Genomic DNA, 17,656 nt, shown 5'->3' with positions numbered 1-17,656 from the left:
TGATTATGGTACCGCTTTGACGCATTCGTCACAGCGGGGAACAGGTACATGACGGATCCGACAGCCGCCTTTTCGACGGCGAACGCCACGCATGACGCCGTGCTGCGCGACAATCTCGAACGCGCCCAGGCCTCCACCTCGCACGAGGCACCAGCCCCACGCTTCTCCCAGGCATTCAACGGTCGCTGGACGCGCCGTCACTGGATGCATGCCAGCCTGTTCGCAACCATGGGCGCATTGCTGGCGGCCATCATCCCCGGTTTTTCCACGGCGATGCATGAAACGCCGAATACGCAGCGCACCACGCTGGCGCTGGCATTGCCGCGTCTGCACCTGGGCAGCGAGACAGCCGATCGTTGGCAATCCGTCACCCTGAAATCCGGACAAACCCTGAGCGGTGTGTTCGGCGAACTGGGCATCCCTTACGACCAGCTCGCCAAGGTGATGCAACACCCGAAGATCAAGCCCGCGCTGCGCAAATTGCGCCCGGGCACCGCACTCAGCTTCAACCTGCCGGCCGACGGTAGCGTGCGCGCGATGCGCATCGAAGCGGCGCACGGCATCGGCGGCGAGCCGGTGGAGCTGGAGTTCGACGGTGACGCCTTGCGTGAACGCGCAGTCCCGCAGGAAGTCAGCACCCGCACCGTGGTGCTGAGTGGCACCGTGGGCACGTCGTTGTTCGCCTCCGCGCGCAAGGCCGGACTGGGCAGTGCGCAGCTGAACCAGCTCACCGACGAGATGTTCAAGTACGACATCGACTTCGATTCCGACCTGGACGAGAACGATCGCTTCAGCGTAGTGGTCGACCAGACCTGGAAGAACGGCCAGCTGGCCAGCACCGGGCCGGTACTGGCGGCGACGTTCACCGTCGATGGCCAGCTCAAAAGCGCGTTCCGCCACCTGCGCGACGGCAAGGCGGAGTACTTCACCCCGGACGGCCGCTCGCTGAAGCGTGCCTTCATCCGCATGCCGATTCCATACGCGCGGCTGAGTTCCGGTTTCGGCGGCCGCAAGCACCCGGTGCTGGGCCGTTTCCGCATGCACAAGGGCGTGGACTACGCCGCCGGCACCGGCACCCCGATCCAGGCCGCCGGCGACGCGCGCGTCGAGTTCGTGGGCCGCAAGGGCGGCTATGGCAACGCCGTGATCCTCGACCACGGCAGCGGCAAGAGCACCCTGTACGGCCACATGTCGCGCTTCGCCAAGATCCGCGCCGGACAGCGCGTGGCGCAGGGCACGGTGATCGGCTACGTGGGCAGCACCGGCATGTCGACCGGCCCGCACCTGCACTACGAATTCCGCGTCAACGGCGTGCAGGTGAACCCGTTGAAGATGACCCTGCCGCCGCCGCAACCACTGAGCGGCTCCGCGCTGGTCGCCTTCAAGAACGAAACCCGCCGCGCGCTCGTCAAGATCCGCGAGGTCGAAGACGTGGTGTTCCAGCTCGACGACGGTTCGCGCGTCGCATCCGTCGACAAGCCGAAGCGCAAGAAGGGCTGATTCACGAGGCTGATCCGGGCGGCGCGATGCGATACTGCGTCGCATGTCGAATTCCACAGCCCATCGCTATTACCTCGGCCTGATTTCCGGCACCAGCGCCGACGGCATCGATGCCGCGCTGGTGCGTTTCGAAGACAGCGACGACGCGTCCCTGCAGGCGGAACTGGTGGCCGCACACACCCTGCCCTGGCAGCCGGATATTCGGGCCCGTCTGGTCTGGCTGGGACAGGGCGGCGCACTGGATTCGCTGGATGAACTGGGCGAACTCGACGCGCAGGTGGGCGAGGCCTTCGCCGACGCCGCACTGGCGATCCTGGACGCTTCCGGCATCGAACGCTCGCACGTGGCTGCGATCGGCTCGCACGGGCAGACCGTCCGCCACCGGCCCTACGCCGCGTATCCATTCTCGCTGCAGATCGGTGACGCGGCCCGCATCGTCGAACGCACAGGCATCACCACCGTCGCAGACTTCCGCCGCCGCGACATCGCCGCCGGCGGCCATGGCGCACCGCTGTTGCCGGCATTGCATCATGCGCTGCTGCACGATCCCACGGAACAACGCGCGGTGCTCAACCTGGGCGGTATCGCCAATCTCACCCTGTTGCCACGCGAAGGCGCGGTACGCGGCTTCGACACCGGCCCTGCGAATGCGCTGATGGATCTGTGGTGCCACGAGCACACCGGCCGGCCGTACGACGAAGCCGGTGCGTGGGGCGCTACCGGACAGGCCGACCCGGCGCTGCTGGAACGACTGCTGGACGATCCCTGGTTCGCGCAGCCACCACCCAAGAGCAGCGGTCGCGAGCACTTCCAGCGCAAATGGCTGGCACCGCACCTGCGCAGCGGTACGCTGGCAGCGGACGTGCAGGCGACCTTGCGCGAATTGACCGCCCGCACCATCGCCGATGCCCTGCGCGCCAGCCAAGCGGACACGCAACGCCTGCTGGTCTGCGGTGGCGGCGTGCACAACCCGGTGTTGATGGCGTCATTGCGCGATGCATTGCCCGGCGTGGCGCTGGCCTCCACGGCCGAATTTGGGCTGGATCCGGATCATGTGGAGGCCATGGGCTTCGCGTGGCTGGCGCGCCAGACGTTGCGCGGCAAGCCCGGCAACTTGCCCACGGTCACCGGTGCGGCGGGACTGCGGATCCTGGGTGCGATCTATCCGGCCTGAAGTTGGCCAATCCGGTTTTCCCGGTTCAAATCCGCCCGATCAGGCCGAAGCCGGTATCGTCCGGCACCTGCTCCAACGCAGCGATCGCTTGCTTCAACGCGGCCTCTTCTTCCAGGTCGAGTTGCTTGCGCAGCTTGATCTCGCAGGCGAACACCCCGGCATCGAGGACTTCTGCCATCACATCGTGCACGCTGCGGCCCTGCAATTCGGCCAGTTTGCGAATGCGTTCGGCCAGATCGGGGGCGATATCGCGCAGGACTAGATCGGTCATGACTCAACTTCCGTGTGGCGTCGGGGGAACGCCGTTCCTATCTACCCCGTCGAACGGTTCTGGGCAAGCGCGGGCTGCTGTTCCGCCCGCATCTGCCGCGACAGCCACAGGCATAGCAGCAATGCCGGAATACCTGCCAGCGCGGTGCCGAGGAAGAACAACGCATACCCGCCGATCTGCCCGTGGGTGGCTTGCAGAGTCTCCACTGCAACGCCTGAAAAGCCCTTCAACACCTTGCCGAGCAGCGCATAGAACGAACTGAGCAGGGCGTACTGGGTCGCGGTATAGCCGATGCTGGTCAGGCTGGACATGTAGGCCACCAACGCGGTGCCGGCGAATCCGGTGGCAAAGCCGTCGATGAACATGGCAGCGACGAACACGCCGTGATCGCCACCCGCATAGGCCACCCAGGTGAACGCAGCGTTGGAACCCGGGCCGAGGATCGCCCCGGCCAGCAACGTGGGGATGAAGCCGAAGCGCACCGCGCTGATGCCGGCCGCGGCGATGCCGAGCACCGAGGCGATCAGCCCGATCGAGGCGCGCACTTCACCCACGAATTCCTTGCTGAGGCCAATGTCGGCGTAGAACGGGTTGTTCATCGGCCCCATCACGAAATCCGGCAGCCGATACAGGCTGATTGCCGCCAGCATCAGCAGCGCCCATTTGCCGTGGGTCTTGAAGAAGCTGACGAACGGGCCAACGATCGCATCCCACAAGCCGGACATGGTCCACAACGGCACGTGTTCGGCCACTTCAGGCGCTTGCGAAGCCACCGGCTCACGCGCAAGGAACAACGCGGCCAGGATGCCCACGCCCATCAACAGCGCCATCACCCAGTACGACGGTGCCCAGCCGATGTAGGTCGCCAGGATCAGGATCAATGCATCGGTGACCAGCAACGCACTACGGTAGCCAATCTGGGTGCCGGAGGTGAGCAGACCCAATTCTTCCTTGTTGTCAGCGATCTCGATACGCCAGGCATCGATCACGATGTCCTGCGTCGCCGAGGCAAATGCCGCCATCAGGGCAAGCGCACCGAACACCATCAGCCCGCCCTGCGGCTGCACGATGGCCATGCCTGCAAGACCCGCCGCCACGATGATTTGCGATAGCAGCATCCAGCCACGGCGATGGCCGAGGCGGCCGAGCAGCGGCACATCGGTCTTGTCGATGATCGGCGCCCACAGGAACTTCAGCGTGTAGGCCAGGCCCACCCACGACAGGAAGCCGATCGCCGACAGCTCGCTGCCGTTCTCGCGCATCCAGTAGCCCATGGTGTTGCCGACCAGGTACAGCGGCAAGCCGGAGGAGAAGCCCAAGAGCAGCATCGCAAGCACCTTGGGCTGGCGCAGCGCGCGCAGGACATCGCGGGTGCCGGTTTTCGCGACGGCGTCACTCATTCGGCGTACTCCACTAGACAGGGCGCATGGTCGGAGAATTTCGGTTCTGGGAAGATCGTCGCCTCGGCGATCTTGCCGGCGATGCCGGGCGTGGCGAACTGGTAATCGATCCGCCAACCCACGTTGTTGGCACGCGCGGCACCGCGTTGCGACCACCATGAATATTCCACCGCGTCCGGCTTGGCGACGCGGAAGGCATCGCGCCACCCGTGCGCGGGTGCAGCGGTCAGTCCGTCGCCGCACTGATCCGCAATCATCCTGTTGAGCCACGCACGCTCATGCGGCAGGCAGCCGGAATTTTTCTGGTTGCCGGTCCAGTTCTTGATGTCGTTCTTCGCGCGAACGATGTTCCAGTCACCGCACAGCACGTACTCGCGGCCGCTGGCCAGCCACTCATCGAGGATCGGCTTCAGCCAGGCCATCACCTCTTCCTTGAAGCCCTGGCGCAGGTCGCCGGAGCTGCCGGACGGGATGTAGAAACTCACCACACTCAAGTTTCCGAAGCGCGCCTCGATGTAGCGGCCTTCGTCGTCGAACGGCGCCCAGCCCAACGAGGTACGCACCTCGTCCGGTTCGCGACGGCTGTAGATGGCGACGCCGCTATAGCCTTTCTTGGTGCTGGCGTCCTTGAACCACGCCTTGTAGCCAGCCGGGCGGAAGATCGCATCGGACAGCTGATGTTCCTGCGCCTTGGTTTCCTGCAGGCACAGGACATCGATGTCCTGCGCCGCGAACCAGTCGAAGAACCCCTTGCTGGCCGCCGAACGCAGGCCATTGGCATTGAAACTGAGGATGCGCATGCACGGACACCACGAAAAACAATGATCGAGCGTAGCCGATGCGCTTCCATCGCAACACTCCTTTCACCGATGCCGCATGGGACAATCGGCGCATGAATGCGACCACCCACGATTACCGCACCCGCTTCCTGCAGCTGGCCCTGCGCGCCGAGGCGTTGCGCTTCGGCGAGTTCACCCTCAAGTCCGGCCGGCTTAGCCCGTACTTCTTCAATGCCGGGCGCTTCGATTCCGGCGCGGCATTGGCGGAACTGGCCGCCTGCTATGTCGATGCAGTGGATGCCTCGGGCATCGAGTTCGACCTGCTATTCGGCCCGGCCTACAAGGGCATCCCGCTGGCCACGGCAGTCGCCTGCGAATACGCACGCCGCGGCCGCGACTTGCCACTTGCATTCAATCGCAAGGAAGCCAAGGCACATGGCGAGGGCGGCAGCCTGATCGGCGCACCACTGGCCGGCAGGAAGGTGTTGATCGTGGACGACGTGATCACCGCCGGCACGGCGATCCGCGAAGCACTGGCGATCATTGCTGAAGGCGGCGGCACCCCGGCCGGCATCGTCATCGCACTGGATAGGCAGGAACGCGTGCGCGAGGATGCCGCGCAATCCGCCGCACAGTCAGTGACCGCCGAACACGGCATCACCGTGGTCGCGGTGGCCGGTCTGGGCGACCTGCTTGAATTTGCCGGTGAAAGGGCGGAACTTGTAGGCCACCGCGACGCCCTGCTCGCCTATCGCGCGCGCTACGGTATCGCTTGACCACCGTTGCCAATCCGTCATCGACCGCCACAGGGGGCTGTCATGCCGTACTCGAATCGCATCCTCATCGCCGCCATCGCCATTGGCCTTGCCGCGCTCGCCGGTAGCGGCGGGCTGCATGCGCAGACCAAGACCGGCGCGCAAAAGAAGATCTATTGCTGGAACGAAGGCGGCAGCAAGGTCTGCGGCGACGCCCTGCCGGCCAATGCGGCCGATAGCGCACGCACCGAGATCAGCACGAAGAGCGGCATGCAAACCGGGCAGGTGGCGCGCGCATTGACCGACGCCGAACGTACCGCAGCCGCGCTTGCCGCCGAAACAGCGAGCAAGCAGGCCGAAGCCGACGCGATGGCGCAACGCCGTGACCTGGCGATGGTCGAGTCGTACATGACCGAAGCCGACCTGCGGCGCGCCTATGGCGAGCGCACCGAACTGCTGGACGAAACCCTGAAGGCCAGTACTCTGGGCGTGACCAACCTGCGCCTGAGTCTATTGGCATTGCTGCGCCAAGCCAGCGACCGGGAAATGGCCGGCGAAGTCGTACCGAAGTCGATGACCAACACGATCCGTGGGCAGCACGATGAATTGCTGCGCCAACAACAGATCCTGGTCGCGCAAAAGAAGGATCGCGCCGCGCTGGATGCCGACCTGCAAGATGCCGTCGCACGCTATCGCGCCTTGAAGGCAGCGCCGGGCGAATCCCCCGTCGCGACAACGGGAGCCTCCGCGCCGTCCTCAAACTGAAACGGCCTAGAACGGCAGCGCGAGATCCGGCTGCACGGCGAGCAGTTGTTCGCGGAACGCCTGCTGGATGCGCGCCATCGCCGTGTTCGAATCGGCATCGAATCGCATCACCAGTACTGGAGTGGTGTTGGAGGCCCGCACCAGACCCCAACCATCCGGCCAATCCACGCGCAGTCCATCGATAGTGGACAGGCGCGCACCTTCGAACGAAGCCGCGGTGCGGAAACGTTCGACGAAGGCGTGTGGATCCCCGTCGGGCGCATCCACCTTGATCTCGGCGGTCGATACGCCATCGGGAAGGGCATCGAACACCAGATCCGGCGCATGCTCGGTGGCATCCAGGATCTCGAGCAGACGGGCTGCAGCGTAGATGCCATCGTCGAAGCCGAACCAGCGTTCGGCGAAGAAGAAATGCCCACTCATCTCGCCCGCCAGCTCGGCACCGGTCTCGCGCATCTTCGCCTTGATCAGTGAATGCCCGGTCTTCCACATCAGCGGGCTGCCACCATGGCGCAGGATGTGCGTCGGCAAGCGGCCGGTGCATTTCACGTCATAGATGACCATCGCACCCGGGTTGCGCTCCAATACATCGGCTGCGAACAACATCAGCAGGCGATCCGGGAAGATGTTCTTGCCTTCCCTGGTGATCACGCCAAGGCGGTCGCCATCGCCATCGAACGCGATGCCGAGATCGGCGTCGAGCCGCTTGACCATCTGCTCCAACGCTTCCAGGTTGCGCGGATCGCTGGGGTCGGGATGGTGGTTGGGGAATGTACCGTCGATATCACAGAACAGTGGTGTCACATCGGCACCGATTGCTTCCAGCACGCGCGGGCCGATGACCCCGGCAACACCATTGCCGGCATCCACCACCACCTTTAGGCGTTTGCCGATCTGGATGTCGCCGGCGATGCGCTCGATGTAGTCCTCGCTGATGTCGCGCTCGCTCAGCCCGCCCAGCTGCTTGGCTGTATGCAGGCGATCCTCGGCAATACGTGCATATAAATCGGTCAACGCAGGGCCTGCCAAGGTCCCGGCGCCGACCACGATCTTGAAGCCGTTGTATTCCGGCGGGTTGTGGCTTCCGGTGATCGCCACGCAGCAGCCGGTACGCAGGTGGTAACTGCCGAAGTACACCACCGGCGTCGGCGCCATGCCGATGTCGATGACATTGCGACCGGCCTTGCGCAAGCCTGCGATCAGTCCAGCCGACAGTTCCGGGCCGGACAGACGGCCATCGCGGCCTATCACGATGTCGTCCAGGCCCTTGGCTTCCATCAGCGAACCGATCGCCTGGCCGATCAGTTCGGCCACGCCCGTATCCAGTGTCTGCCCAACCACACCGCGGATGTCATACGCGCGGAAAATGCCGCGGTCGATCGCCACGGGAGCGGCGGCCGCCTTGGTGTCGACCACTTCGCGCACGGCTTGTTCGGCCACGCCCGGCGCTGGTTGGGACAATTGCAGCTCGGCCAAGGTTCCACCAACGTCTTCCGAGGGGCGCTCCATGCCCAACAAGCGCGGGCGCACGACCAACCACAGCACAGCTGCACCGGCCAACAGCAGGCCTCCCAGGACCAGGCTTGCCAGCGCCGGCAGCCCGAAAGGCACTTCCATCGGATCCGGCACGGCCGCCGCAATGCGCAGGTCACTGCCGGCAACCTTGGTACCCAGCGCTTCGGCACTGTTCGACAATTCGGTATCGCCACGTTCGTACAGGTTGCTGGCTCCCTGCCGCAAGGCCAGATACGCGCTACCGGGAATCGACGTCGTGCCGACCTGGGCGATCAGGCGTTCCGCCGGCATCTCGACATAGACGACTGCCGGCCCCTGCTTGGCGGTCGTCGGCGCCGCCAAGGCCAGGCGCTGCTCGCCCTTGGACTTGATCACCCGCGCGACCGGCTTGCCACTCGCAAGTGCCGCTTCAGTCACGGCCAATACGCCAAAACCACCAGCCGGCAGCGCCCCATACTGGCCTTGCAGATCCGCCGGCCACACTTCGCTGCGCTGCACCCCTCCCCAGTTCGCAGCCACAGCCTTGGCGGCCATCGGCAAATCACCGGCCGCAAGCGCATTGCGTACCGATGCGGCCGCCAGCTGCGTGCCGAGTTTTCGCTGGTCTTCCTGCAATAATCGGCTGATCGCTGTGGCGGCATCGTCACGCGCGTGCTGCAGCGCCACCACCTGCGAATCCTCGCGCAAGCGCTGGATACCGGCATACAACAACCACCCACCGAGCAGTACCAGCAGGACCGCCAGCGCCGGCAGGGCCCGCAGCAAGTCGGCGCGGGTCAATTTCAGCTTTCGCTTGTCGCCATCGCTCATCGTGTCGTCCCTGTTCCCCGTCAGCGCACACCGGTATGGCCGAAGCCGCCCGCGCCGCGTCCGCTCTCGTCGAAAGTATCCACCACTTGCAGGGTAGCGCGCACGATCGGCAGCAATACCAACTGGGCGATGCGATCACCTGGCTCGACCGTGTAGGCGACTCTGCCGCGATTCCAGGTACTGATCATCAGCGGGCCCTGGTAATCGGCATCGATCAGCCCGGTGCCGTTGCCCAGCACAACACCGTGTTTGTGTCCCAGCCCGGAGCGCGGCAGGATCACCGCACACAGCGTCGGGTCGGCGATATGGATGGACAGGCCCGACGGAATCAGCGCGGTATCGCCCGGTTGCAGGGTCAGCGACGCATCCAGCGCGGCGCGCAGATCCAGCCCGGCGCTATGCTCGGTGGCGTAGGCCGGCAGTTCCCATTGGGCGCCGAAGCGCGCATCCAGCACTTTCAGTTGCAACACGTGATGCATCAAGCCAGTCGCTCCGCGATCAGGTCCAGCAGCTGCGCCGCCAGTTCGGTTTTCGATGTCGGCCCCAGCGCGCGCTCGAAGCCGTCGCGGCCCAACACCAGCAAGGCATTGTCGTCGCTCTCGAAGCCGGTGGCGCCGACGCCTACGCGGTTCGCGCAGATCAGATCCAGCCGCTTGCGTTCCAGCTTCCCGCGCGCATAGGTCGCCACGTCATTGGTTTCCGCGGCGAAGCCCACGACCAATCCCGGGCGCTGCGCATGCGTCGCCACCTCGGCCAAGATGTCGCGGGTCTTCACCAGCTCCAGCGTCAGCGTGTCGGTACCCGGCACTTTCTTCAACTTGTTGTCGGCGAACGTGCGCGGGGTGAAATCCGCCACCGCCGCCGCGCCGATGTAGGCATCGCAGGGCAGCTGTGCCATCACTGCATCGTGCATCTGCGCGGCGCTGCGCACGTCGATGCGTTGCAGACCGGACGGCGTCGGCAAATGCACGGGGCCCGCGATCAAGGTGACATCGGCACCCCGTTCGGCGGCGACCACCGCAATCGCAAAACCCATCTTGCCGCTGCTGCGGTTGCCGATGAAGCGCACCGGATCGATGTCTTCGTAGGTCGGACCGGCGCTGACCAGCAACCGTTTCCCGGCGAGCGATGCGCTCATGCAACGGGCTCGCGCAACGCCGCCACGATTTCCGTCGGCTCCGCCATCCGCCCCGGGCCGGATTCGCCCTCGGCCAACGGGCCGTCGTTCGGGCCAATCACCTGCACACCGCGCGATTTCAACGTCGCGATATTGGCCTGCGTCGCCGCATGCTTCCACATCACATGATTCATCGCCGGCGCGATGGCGATAGGGGCCTCGGTCGCCAGGCACAGGGTGCTGACTAGGTCATCGGCGAAGCCGTTCGCGAGCTTGGCGATCGTGTTGGCCGTGGCCGGCGCGATCACTACCTGCTGCGCCCAGCGTGCCAATTCCAGATGCCCCATCGCCGCTTCGGCATGCTCATCCCACAATGAGGTGCGCACGGGCCGGTGCGACAGCGCCTGGAAGGTCTGCGCACCGATGAAACGCTGCGCGTTGTCGGTCATCGCCACCTGCACCACGGCACCGGCATCGCGCAGGCGGCGCACCAGCTCGGCGCTTTTGTACGCCGCGATGCCGCCACAGACGCAGAGCAGCACGCGGCGATCACCCAGGTTGCCGTTGGCGACGGACATCAAGCCATTTCCCGACCGGAACACGAGCCATCAGCTTACCCGATGGCGATGACCGCGCCGATGCGCGCAGCCGCCCGCAGCCGGCATCGTAACCGCATGCACATCCGCGACTGGCCTCAGCACGAACGTCCCCGCGAGAAATTGCTGGCACGCGGCCCCGGCAGCCTGTCCGATGCCGAACTGCTGGCGATCTTCCTCGGTTCCGGCACCGCCGGGCGCGACGCGGTGGCGACTGCACGCGACCTGCTGGCCACGCATGGCCCACTGCGCGCCCTGCTCGACCGCAGCCCGAAGGAGATGACCCGGGTAAAAGGCATCGGCGATGCCCGCGCCTGCACATTGGCGGCGGCACTGGAACTGGGGCATCGCCATCTTGCCTCGCAACTGGAACGCGGCGACGCGTTGGCCGATCCGGCCGCCGCCGGCCGCTATTTCGCCCAGCGCCTGCGTGCACAGCCACGCGAGGTGTTCGCCGCCTTGTACTTGGATGCGCGCCACCGCGCACTCGGCTTCGAGGAACTGTTCCAGGGCAGCATCGACGGCGCCGAGGTGCACCCGCGCGTGCTGGTCGAGCGCGTGCTGGCGCAAGGCGCGTCGGCGGTGATCATTGGCCACAACCATCCCAGCGGGAATCCGGAGCCCAGCGCCGCCGACCGCGCCGTCACCGCGCGCCTGAAGCAGGCACTGGCGCTGGTGGACGTGCGCCTGTTGGATCATTTCGTGATTGGCGATGGCGCGCCGGTGTCGATGGCGGCGCGGGGGTTGGTCTGAACCCGGCTTCAGCGAGCCCGGAGGCCGCCTCGCGTACAATGCGCAGCCATTGAAACGCCTGCCGCATCCTTCGTGAAAACCCAGCTCCGAGCCCTCATCGAACAGGGCCTGACCGCCCTGCGTGCCGCCGGCACCCTGCCCGCCGACCTTGCCTCGCCCGATTTCGTGATCGAGCGCCCCAAGGAGCGCGCGCATGGCGATTTCTCGACCAACGTGGCGATGCTGCTGGCCAAGGCCGCGAAATCCAATCCGCGCGCGCTGGCGCAGCAGTTGCTGGATGCGCTGCCGGCATCGGGCGCCATCGCCAAGGTCGAACTCGCCGGCCCCGGCTTCATCAACTTCCACCTGACCCCGGCCGCGTGGCAGCAGCAGGTGCGCGACATCCACGCCACCGCCAGTGAATTCGGCCGCAATGGCAGTGGCGGCGGCAAGACCGTCGGCGTGGAATACGTCTCGGCCAACCCGACCGGCCCGCTGCATGTCGGCCACGGCCGCGCCGGGGTGATCGGCGACTGCATCGCCCGGGTGATGGCCGCCAATGGCTGGAATGTGAAGCGCGAGTTCTATTACAACGATGCCGGCGTGCAGATCGAAAACCTGGCCCGTTCCACCCAAGCGCGCGCGCAAGGCTTGAAGCCGGGCGACGAGGCCTGGCCAACCGAGGCCTACAACGGCGATTACATCGGCGACGTGGCCGCCAGCTACCTGCGTGGCGACAGCGTCGAAGTCGAAGGCCATACCGTCACCGGCAAGAACGATGCGGGCGACATCGACGCCATCCGCAAGTTCGCCGTGGCCTACCTGCGCCGCGAGCAGAATGCCGACCTGGCCGCGTTCGGGGTGTCGTTCGACCGCTATTTCCTGGAATCGTCGCTGTACGCCGACGGCAAGGTGGAAGAAACCGTGCGCGAGCTGATCGCCCACGGCCACACCTACGAGGAAGGCGGCGCGCTGTGGCTGAAGACCACCGACTTCGGCGACGACAAGGACCGCGTGATGCGCAAGTCCGATGGTACGTATACGTACTTCGTGCCGGACGTGGCCTATCACCTCAGCAAATGGCAGCGCGGCTATGAGCGCGCGGTGACCGAACTCGGGGCGGATCACCACGGCTCGCTGGCGCGGGTGAAAGCCGGCCTGCAGGCCCTGGATGCCGGCATCCCCGCCGGGTATCCGGATTACGTGCTGCACCAGATGGTGACGGTGATGCGCGGCGGCGAGGAAGTGAAGCTGTCCAAGCGCGCCGGCAGTTACCTGACGTTGCGCGACCTGATCGAGGAAACCAGCGCCGATGCCGTGCGCTGGTTCCTGATCGCGCGCAAGCCGGATTCGCAACTGACCTTCGACATCGACCTGGCCCGCTCGCAGAGCAACGACAACCCGGTCTATTACGTGCAGTACGCGCATGCACGCATCTGCAGCCTGCTGCGCCAGGCCACCGAAAAGGGTTATGCGCACGATGCAGCCAACGGCGCGGCATCGTTGGATCGCCTCGACGATGCGCCGGCGCAGGAACTGATGCGCGAGCTGTCGCGCTACCCGGAAGTGGTGGAAGCAGCAGGCATCACCCTGGAGCCGCACCTCATCGCGCAATACCTGCGCGAGCTGGCCAACGCTTTCCACGGCTGGTATCACGCCAGTCCCGTGCTGGTGGACGATGCCGGCCTGCGCGACGCGCGGCTGGCCTTGGCGCTCGCCACGCGACAGGTATTGGCCAATGGACTGGATTTGTTGGGCGTGAGCGCCCCGGAGAAAATGTAAATGGCGGCACGACGCGGCAAAACGCAGGCACGGCGCAACAACTCCAACGGCCTGCCCGGCTGGGCGTGGCTGGTGATCGGCGTGCTGGTCACGCTGCTGGTCATCCTGGCCGTTCCGCGGCTCCTGAAGGGTGGCGATGGCGACGGCTTCCTGCGCATCGGCCCGAAGCCGAACCCGGACGCATTGCCGGCCGCCGTGGACGAAAGCGGCGATGCAATCGCACCCGACGTCGCCAGTGATGCGCCAGCCACGGGCGATGCCGCCAAGCCGAAGCCGACCCAATACGATTTCTACACCTTGCTGCCCGGCGAAGAAGTCGCCGTGAGCGACGCCGAACTGGCCGCCAGCGCCAAGGCCGAAGCCGAAGCGCAGGCACGCGCGGCGCAAGCGGCGGCAAAGACGACGAACACAGGCGATACCGCCGCACTGCCAAAGCCAGTCTCGGAAACTCCCGTCGCCAGCAGCGATCCTGCGCCCGCCGCGAAGCCTGCTGAATCCGCAACGCCGACCACAGCCACTGCGCCCGCCAACGCAACCGCCGCTGCGCCATCGAGCGATGCCCGCTACATCCTGCAGGCCGGCGCGTTCGGTGCATCCGGCGATGCGGAAACCGTGAAGGCCAAAATCGCCATGCTGGGCCTGAACGCCCGCGTGGAATCCGCGCAGATCGGCGGCAAGACGGTGTATCGCGTGCGCATGGGTCCGTACGGTAGCGCCAGCGAATTGGCCGAGGCCAAATCCAAGCTGGCCGGCGGCGGTTTGCCGGCGATGGCAGTCAAGACCAACTGAGCACCGCGCGCCGAGTCGCCACGTCGCGGCTGCTGAGATGGCCGCGGCGTAGACTGGTTTCCTTGCGAGGAGCCCGTCATGGCGATTGAAACTGCGCTGATCAAACCCGTCGTCGATGCGCTGATGACCCTGCTCCAGCGTGGCGAGAAAGCCAACCTCAAGCGCAACGCCGAAGCCGCCGTGCGCGAGGCCATCCGCGAGCTGCTGCTGGCCAACCCCGACGAGAACAAGGCCGAGGCGCGCATCGCGATCGCCAAGGCCGCCGGCATCCTGTCCGAGGACGTGGTGCTGGCCCAGGGCATGCTGGAGAAGCATCGCGCGACCAAGGCCAAGACCACCGGCAAGGCGGCGACCGGGCGCAAGCGCAAGCCATCGGCAACAAAGCCCGACGACAAGCCGGCGGCGAAGAAACCGGCCGCCGCGCCGCGAAAGCCCACGAAGAAGAGCTGAACCGTTTCGCCGGCGACGCTTAGAATCGGCGGCATGACCAAGACCGTCCTGATCACCGGCGCCACCTCCGGCTTCGGCCGCGCTGCCGCGAAGACCTTCATCGATGCAGGCTGGCAGGTGATCGCCACCGGCCGCCGCGCGGATCGGCTGCAAATCTTGCGCGATGAGCTCGGCGACAGGCTGCATCCGGCCGCCTTCGACATCCGCGACGAAGCCGCGATGCGCGCCGCACTGGCCGCATTGCCGGAGCGCTTCCGCGGCATCGACCTCCTGATCAACAACGCAGGCCTGGCGCAGGGCACCAAGCCGGCGCAAGACGCGCTGCTGTCGGACTGGAAGACCATGATCGACACCAACATCACCGCATTGGTGACGTTGACCCATGCGCTGCTGCCCACGCTGATCGAACGCAAGGGCGCCATCATCAACGTCAGCTCCACCGCGGCGATCTACCCGTATGCCGGCGGCAATGCCTACGGCGGCAGCAAGGCTTTCGTCAGCCAGTTCTCGCTGGGCCTGCGCGCCGACCTGCACGGCACCGGCGTGCGGGTGACCGCGCTGGAACCGGGTATGGCCGAGACCGAATTCACCCTGGTACGCACCCATGGCGACCAGGCCGCATCGGACACGCTGTACAAGGATGCAGGGCCGATGACGGCCGAGGACATCGCCAACACCATCTTCTGGGTCGCCACGCTGCCACCGCACCTCAACATCAACCGCCTCGAAATGATGCCGACCCGCCAGTCGTTCGCCGGCTTCCAGGTGCATCGCGGCGCATGAATATTTTCGGCGCGCTGCTGGTCGCGGTCTTGATCGGCACCATCCTGCCGCTGCAGGGACTGGTCAATGCCCGCCTCGGCGTGCACGTCGGCGGGCCGGTGGTCGCAGCCTTCGTCTCGTTCCTGGTCGGCACGGTGATGCTGGGCCTGTACCTGCTCGCCACCCGCACGCCGGTCACGCTGCAGGGCAGCCTGAAGCTGCCGGCATGGATCTGGGCCGGCGGCGTGTTCGGTGCAATCTACGTGGCCTGCTTCACCCTGCTGATCCCGCGCATCGGTGCCGCCGGCATGGTCTGCCTGGCGGTGCTCGGCCAGGTCACCGCTTCGCTGCTGCTCGACCAGTTCGGCATTCTGCAGGCACCGAAACCAGTGGATTGGATGCGCCTGCTCGGCGCGTTGCTGGTACTGGCCGGCGTGCTGCTGGTGGTGGCGCCGTGGCGCGCGCCAGCCGCGAAGAATCCGGCCGGCACATCCGACCCGATTACTCCAGCGGCTCGTCGCTGAGGTAGGTGTAGGCGGTCAGGCCGCGTTCCAGTGCTTCGTTCAAACGTTCGGCTTCGCCCTTGCCGAGGTCGGCCGCACCCACCAGCGCCTTGTAGCGGCGGCGCAGGTCGTCCAGCTTGTAGCCCACGTAATCCAGCATCACGTCGGTGGTATCGCCGCGACGCTGCTGGGTGATCGCGTAGCCGTCGCCATTGAGTTTCACTTCGATGGCATCGGTATCGCCGAACAGGTTGTGGATGTCGCCGAGAACTTCCTGGTAGGCACCGATCAGGAAGAAGCCGATCCGGTAGCGCTCGCCCGGGCGCAGCTCGTGCAGCGGCAGCGAGCTGTCGAGGTCTTCGTTCTCGACATAGGTATCGATCTTGCCGTCGGAGTCGCAGGTCAGGTCGGCGATGATGCCGCGGCGCGTCGGTTCCTCGTCCAGGCGCTCGATAGGCACGATCGGGAACACCTGGTCGATCGCCCACACATCCGGCATCGATTCGAACACGCTGAAGTTGACGAAGTACTTGTCGACCAGGCGCTCGTTGAGTTCGTCGAGTAAGTCGCGATGGCTCTTTTCGTCGTAGGTCAGGCGCGCCTTCACCGCATGGGCGATGGTGTAGAACAGGTCGTCGATGCGCGCGCGCTGGGTCAGGTCGATCTGCCCGAGCGCGTACAGGCTCAGGCCTTCGGCATGCGCGGAAGCGGCTTCGTGGAACACCTCGACGGCCGGGCGCTGCAGCATCTCGTCGTGCAATTCGCGCAACTGGCGCACCGGGTGCGATTCGTCCTCGTGCACGTCGGGCACGCGGCCTTCCGGCGCGTGCTCCACTTCGGAGACGTTGGTGACCAGTACGGCGTGATGCGCGGTCATCGCGCGACCGCACTCGGTGACGATGCGCGGCGGCGTCAGTTCTTCGCGCACACAGGCTTCGGCCAGCGGCTGCACGATGCTCGACGCGTAGTGGTGTATGCCGTAGTTCACCGAGTTGTAGCTGCGCGAACGCGTGCCTTCGTAATCGATGCCGAGGCCACCACCGACATCGACATGGGTGATCTTCGCGCCCAGCTTGGAGAGTTCGACGAAGTAACGGGTGGCCTCGCGCATGCCGTTGGCGATATCGCGCACATTGGAAATCTGGCTGCCCATGTGGAAATGCAGCAGCTGCAGGCAATCGCCCATGCCGGCATCGCGCAGGCGCTTCCACAGGTCCAGCAGCTGGCGCGGGTTGAGGCCGAACTTGGCCTTGTCGCCGCCGCTGTTCTGCCACTTGCCGGCACCGAGGCTGGCCAGCCGCATGCGCACGCCCAGGCCCGGCTGCACGCCCAGCGCCTGTGCTTCCTCCAGCACCAGCTTCAGTTCGGAGGGCTTCTCGATCACGATGAAGGTCTGCAGGCCCAGCTTGCGGCCGATCAGCGCCAGGCGGATGTACTCGCGGTCCTTGTAGCCGTTGCAGACGATCAGCCCGCCCGGCCGGCTCAGCGCGAGCACCGCCATCAGCTCCGGCTTGCTGCCGGCCTCCAGGCCGAAGCCTTCGCCATGGTGCGACGCCAATGTGCCGGCCACGCCGTAATGCTGGTTGACCTTGATCGGATACACCGCTGTGTAGCCGCCTTTGTAGTCCCAATCCTTCTCCGCCTGCGCGAACGCGGCCTGCAGCTTGCCCAGGCGGTTGCCCAGCACGTCCGGGAAACGCACAAGCATCGGCAGCTTGGCGCCCTGCGCCATCGCGGTATCGACCACGTCCGGCAAGGCCACGGTGGGGCCGGCGGGGCCCTTCGGCCGTACCGCGATGCGGCCCTGAGCGTCCACGTCGAAATACCCGTCCGACCAGTGCGGGATCGAATAGGTCTTGCGGGCGAGGTCGAGCGACCAGTCGGACATGTGCGCGGCACCGGCTGAAAATACGGGGGACGCGCATTGTAGGGCTTGCGGCCAGCAGGGGGCGTGGG

General features: G+C 65.9%; 16 protein-coding genes and 1 pseudogene. 10 read left to right on the top strand and 7 right to left on the bottom strand.

Going from position 1 to position 17,656, the window contains the following annotated elements; all coding sequences use genetic code 11:
• Positions 1 to 48 precede the first annotated feature (48 nt).
• Complete coding sequence (locus G7079_RS02170; RefSeq protein WP_166055123.1) at positions 49 to 1,500, top strand: peptidoglycan DD-metalloendopeptidase family protein; 1,452 nt, start codon at positions 49 to 51, stop codon at positions 1,498 to 1,500.
• 43 nt (positions 1,501 to 1,543) lie between these two features.
• Positions 1,544 to 2,674 (top strand): anhydro-N-acetylmuramic acid kinase, encoded by a 1,131-nt coding sequence (locus G7079_RS02165; RefSeq protein ID WP_166055121.1) that lies wholly within the window; start codon positions 1,544 to 1,546, stop codon positions 2,672 to 2,674.
• A 25-nt stretch (positions 2,675 to 2,699) separates the two neighbouring features.
• On the opposite strand, the gene G7079_RS02160 is transcribed toward G7079_RS02165, so the two are convergent.
• The 3 genes from G7079_RS02160 to G7079_RS02150 are packed head-to-tail and all read right to left on the bottom strand — an operon-like array spanning position 2,700 to position 5,145.
• The gene (locus G7079_RS02160; protein ID WP_166055119.1) at positions 2,700 to 2,945 is read right to left on the bottom strand and encodes a hypothetical protein; all 246 of its coding nucleotides are present in this window, start codon (positions 2,943 to 2,945) and stop codon (positions 2,700 to 2,702) included.
• A 41-nt stretch (positions 2,946 to 2,986) separates the two neighbouring features.
• Positions 2,987 to 4,345 carry an MFS transporter gene (locus tag G7079_RS02155; RefSeq protein ID WP_166055117.1) on the bottom strand — a complete coding sequence of 453 codons (1,359 nt, stop codon included), beginning with the start codon at positions 4,343 to 4,345 and terminating at the stop codon, positions 2,987 to 2,989.
• Positions 4,342 to 5,145, bottom strand: a complete 804-nt coding sequence (locus tag G7079_RS02150; RefSeq protein ID WP_166055115.1) for an exodeoxyribonuclease III — start codon at positions 5,143 to 5,145, stop codon at positions 4,342 to 4,344. The genes G7079_RS02155 and G7079_RS02150 overlap by 4 nt, the downstream gene beginning before the upstream one ends.
• Before the next feature lie 92 nt (positions 5,146 to 5,237).
• Between G7079_RS02150 and pyrE the strand changes: the two genes are divergently transcribed.
• Together pyrE and G7079_RS02140 are read left to right on the top strand one after the other, a co-directional pair.
• On the top strand, positions 5,238 to 5,900 hold the full coding sequence (gene pyrE / locus G7079_RS02145) for an orotate phosphoribosyltransferase (protein WP_166055113.1): 663 nt from the start codon (positions 5,238 to 5,240) through the stop codon (positions 5,898 to 5,900).
• A gap of 42 nt (positions 5,901 to 5,942) precedes the next feature.
• The gene (locus G7079_RS02140; RefSeq protein ID WP_166055111.1) at positions 5,943 to 6,644 is read left to right on the top strand and encodes a hypothetical protein; all 702 of its coding nucleotides are present in this window, start codon (positions 5,943 to 5,945) and stop codon (positions 6,642 to 6,644) included.
• A gap of 6 nt (positions 6,645 to 6,650) precedes the next feature.
• Here the strand turns inward: G7079_RS02140 and G7079_RS02135 are convergent, their stop codons facing one another.
• The 3 genes and pseudogenes from G7079_RS02135 to coaBC form a co-directional block, all read right to left on the bottom strand.
• Positions 6,651 to 8,969 carry a phosphomannomutase/phosphoglucomutase gene (locus G7079_RS02135; protein ID WP_166055109.1) on the bottom strand — a complete coding sequence of 773 codons (2,319 nt, stop codon included), beginning with the start codon at positions 8,967 to 8,969 and terminating at the stop codon, positions 6,651 to 6,653.
• Positions 8,970 to 8,989: 20 nt separating this feature from the next.
• The gene (gene dut / locus G7079_RS02130) at positions 8,990 to 9,448 is read right to left on the bottom strand and encodes a dUTP diphosphatase (RefSeq protein ID WP_166055107.1); all 459 of its coding nucleotides are present in this window, start codon (positions 9,446 to 9,448) and stop codon (positions 8,990 to 8,992) included.
• A pseudogene (gene coaBC, locus G7079_RS02125) lies at positions 9,448 to 10,664 on the bottom strand (bifunctional phosphopantothenoylcysteine decarboxylase/phosphopantothenate--cysteine ligase CoaBC). The gene dut and the pseudogene coaBC overlap by 1 nt, the downstream one beginning before the upstream one ends.
• Positions 10,665 to 10,760: 96 nt before the next feature.
• Between coaBC and radC the strand changes: the two are divergent.
• The 6 genes from radC to G7079_RS02095 all read left to right on the top strand — a co-directional run bounded on the left by radC (position 10,761) and on the right by G7079_RS02095 (position 15,721).
• Complete coding sequence (gene radC, locus G7079_RS02120) at positions 10,761 to 11,435, top strand: DNA repair protein RadC (RefSeq protein ID WP_166057807.1); 675 nt, start codon at positions 10,761 to 10,763, stop codon at positions 11,433 to 11,435.
• Positions 11,436 to 11,507: 72 nt separating this feature from the next.
• Positions 11,508 to 13,196 carry an arginine--tRNA ligase gene (gene argS / locus G7079_RS02115; RefSeq protein WP_166055105.1) on the top strand — a complete coding sequence of 563 codons (1,689 nt, stop codon included), beginning with the start codon at positions 11,508 to 11,510 and terminating at the stop codon, positions 13,194 to 13,196.
• The gene (locus tag G7079_RS02110; protein ID WP_166055103.1) at positions 13,197 to 13,985 is read left to right on the top strand and encodes an SPOR domain-containing protein; all 789 of its coding nucleotides are present in this window, start codon (positions 13,197 to 13,199) and stop codon (positions 13,983 to 13,985) included.
• A gap of 78 nt (positions 13,986 to 14,063) precedes the next feature.
• The gene (locus G7079_RS02105; protein ID WP_166055101.1) at positions 14,064 to 14,435 is read left to right on the top strand and encodes a hypothetical protein; all 372 of its coding nucleotides are present in this window, start codon (positions 14,064 to 14,066) and stop codon (positions 14,433 to 14,435) included.
• A gap of 33 nt (positions 14,436 to 14,468) precedes the next feature.
• On the top strand, positions 14,469 to 15,218 hold the full coding sequence (locus tag G7079_RS02100) for an SDR family NAD(P)-dependent oxidoreductase (RefSeq protein ID WP_166055099.1): 750 nt from the start codon (positions 14,469 to 14,471) through the stop codon (positions 15,216 to 15,218).
• The gene (locus G7079_RS02095; protein WP_166055097.1) at positions 15,215 to 15,721 is read left to right on the top strand and encodes a DMT family transporter; all 507 of its coding nucleotides are present in this window, start codon (positions 15,215 to 15,217) and stop codon (positions 15,719 to 15,721) included. Before G7079_RS02100 ends, G7079_RS02095 begins: the two co-directional genes overlap by 4 nt.
• Here G7079_RS02095 and speA read toward each other — a convergent pair.
• Entirely contained in the window at positions 15,699 to 17,588 is a 1,890-nt protein-coding gene (gene speA / locus G7079_RS02090) for an arginine decarboxylase (protein WP_166055096.1), read from the bottom strand. The genes G7079_RS02095 and speA overlap by 23 nt on opposite strands.
• Positions 17,589 to 17,656 lie beyond the last annotated feature (68 nt).

The organism is Thermomonas sp. HDW16 (assembly GCF_011302915.1).
GTDB lineage: Bacteria > Pseudomonadota > Gammaproteobacteria > Xanthomonadales > Xanthomonadaceae > Thermomonas.
This window is presented reverse-complemented; position numbering and strand designations above follow the sequence as displayed.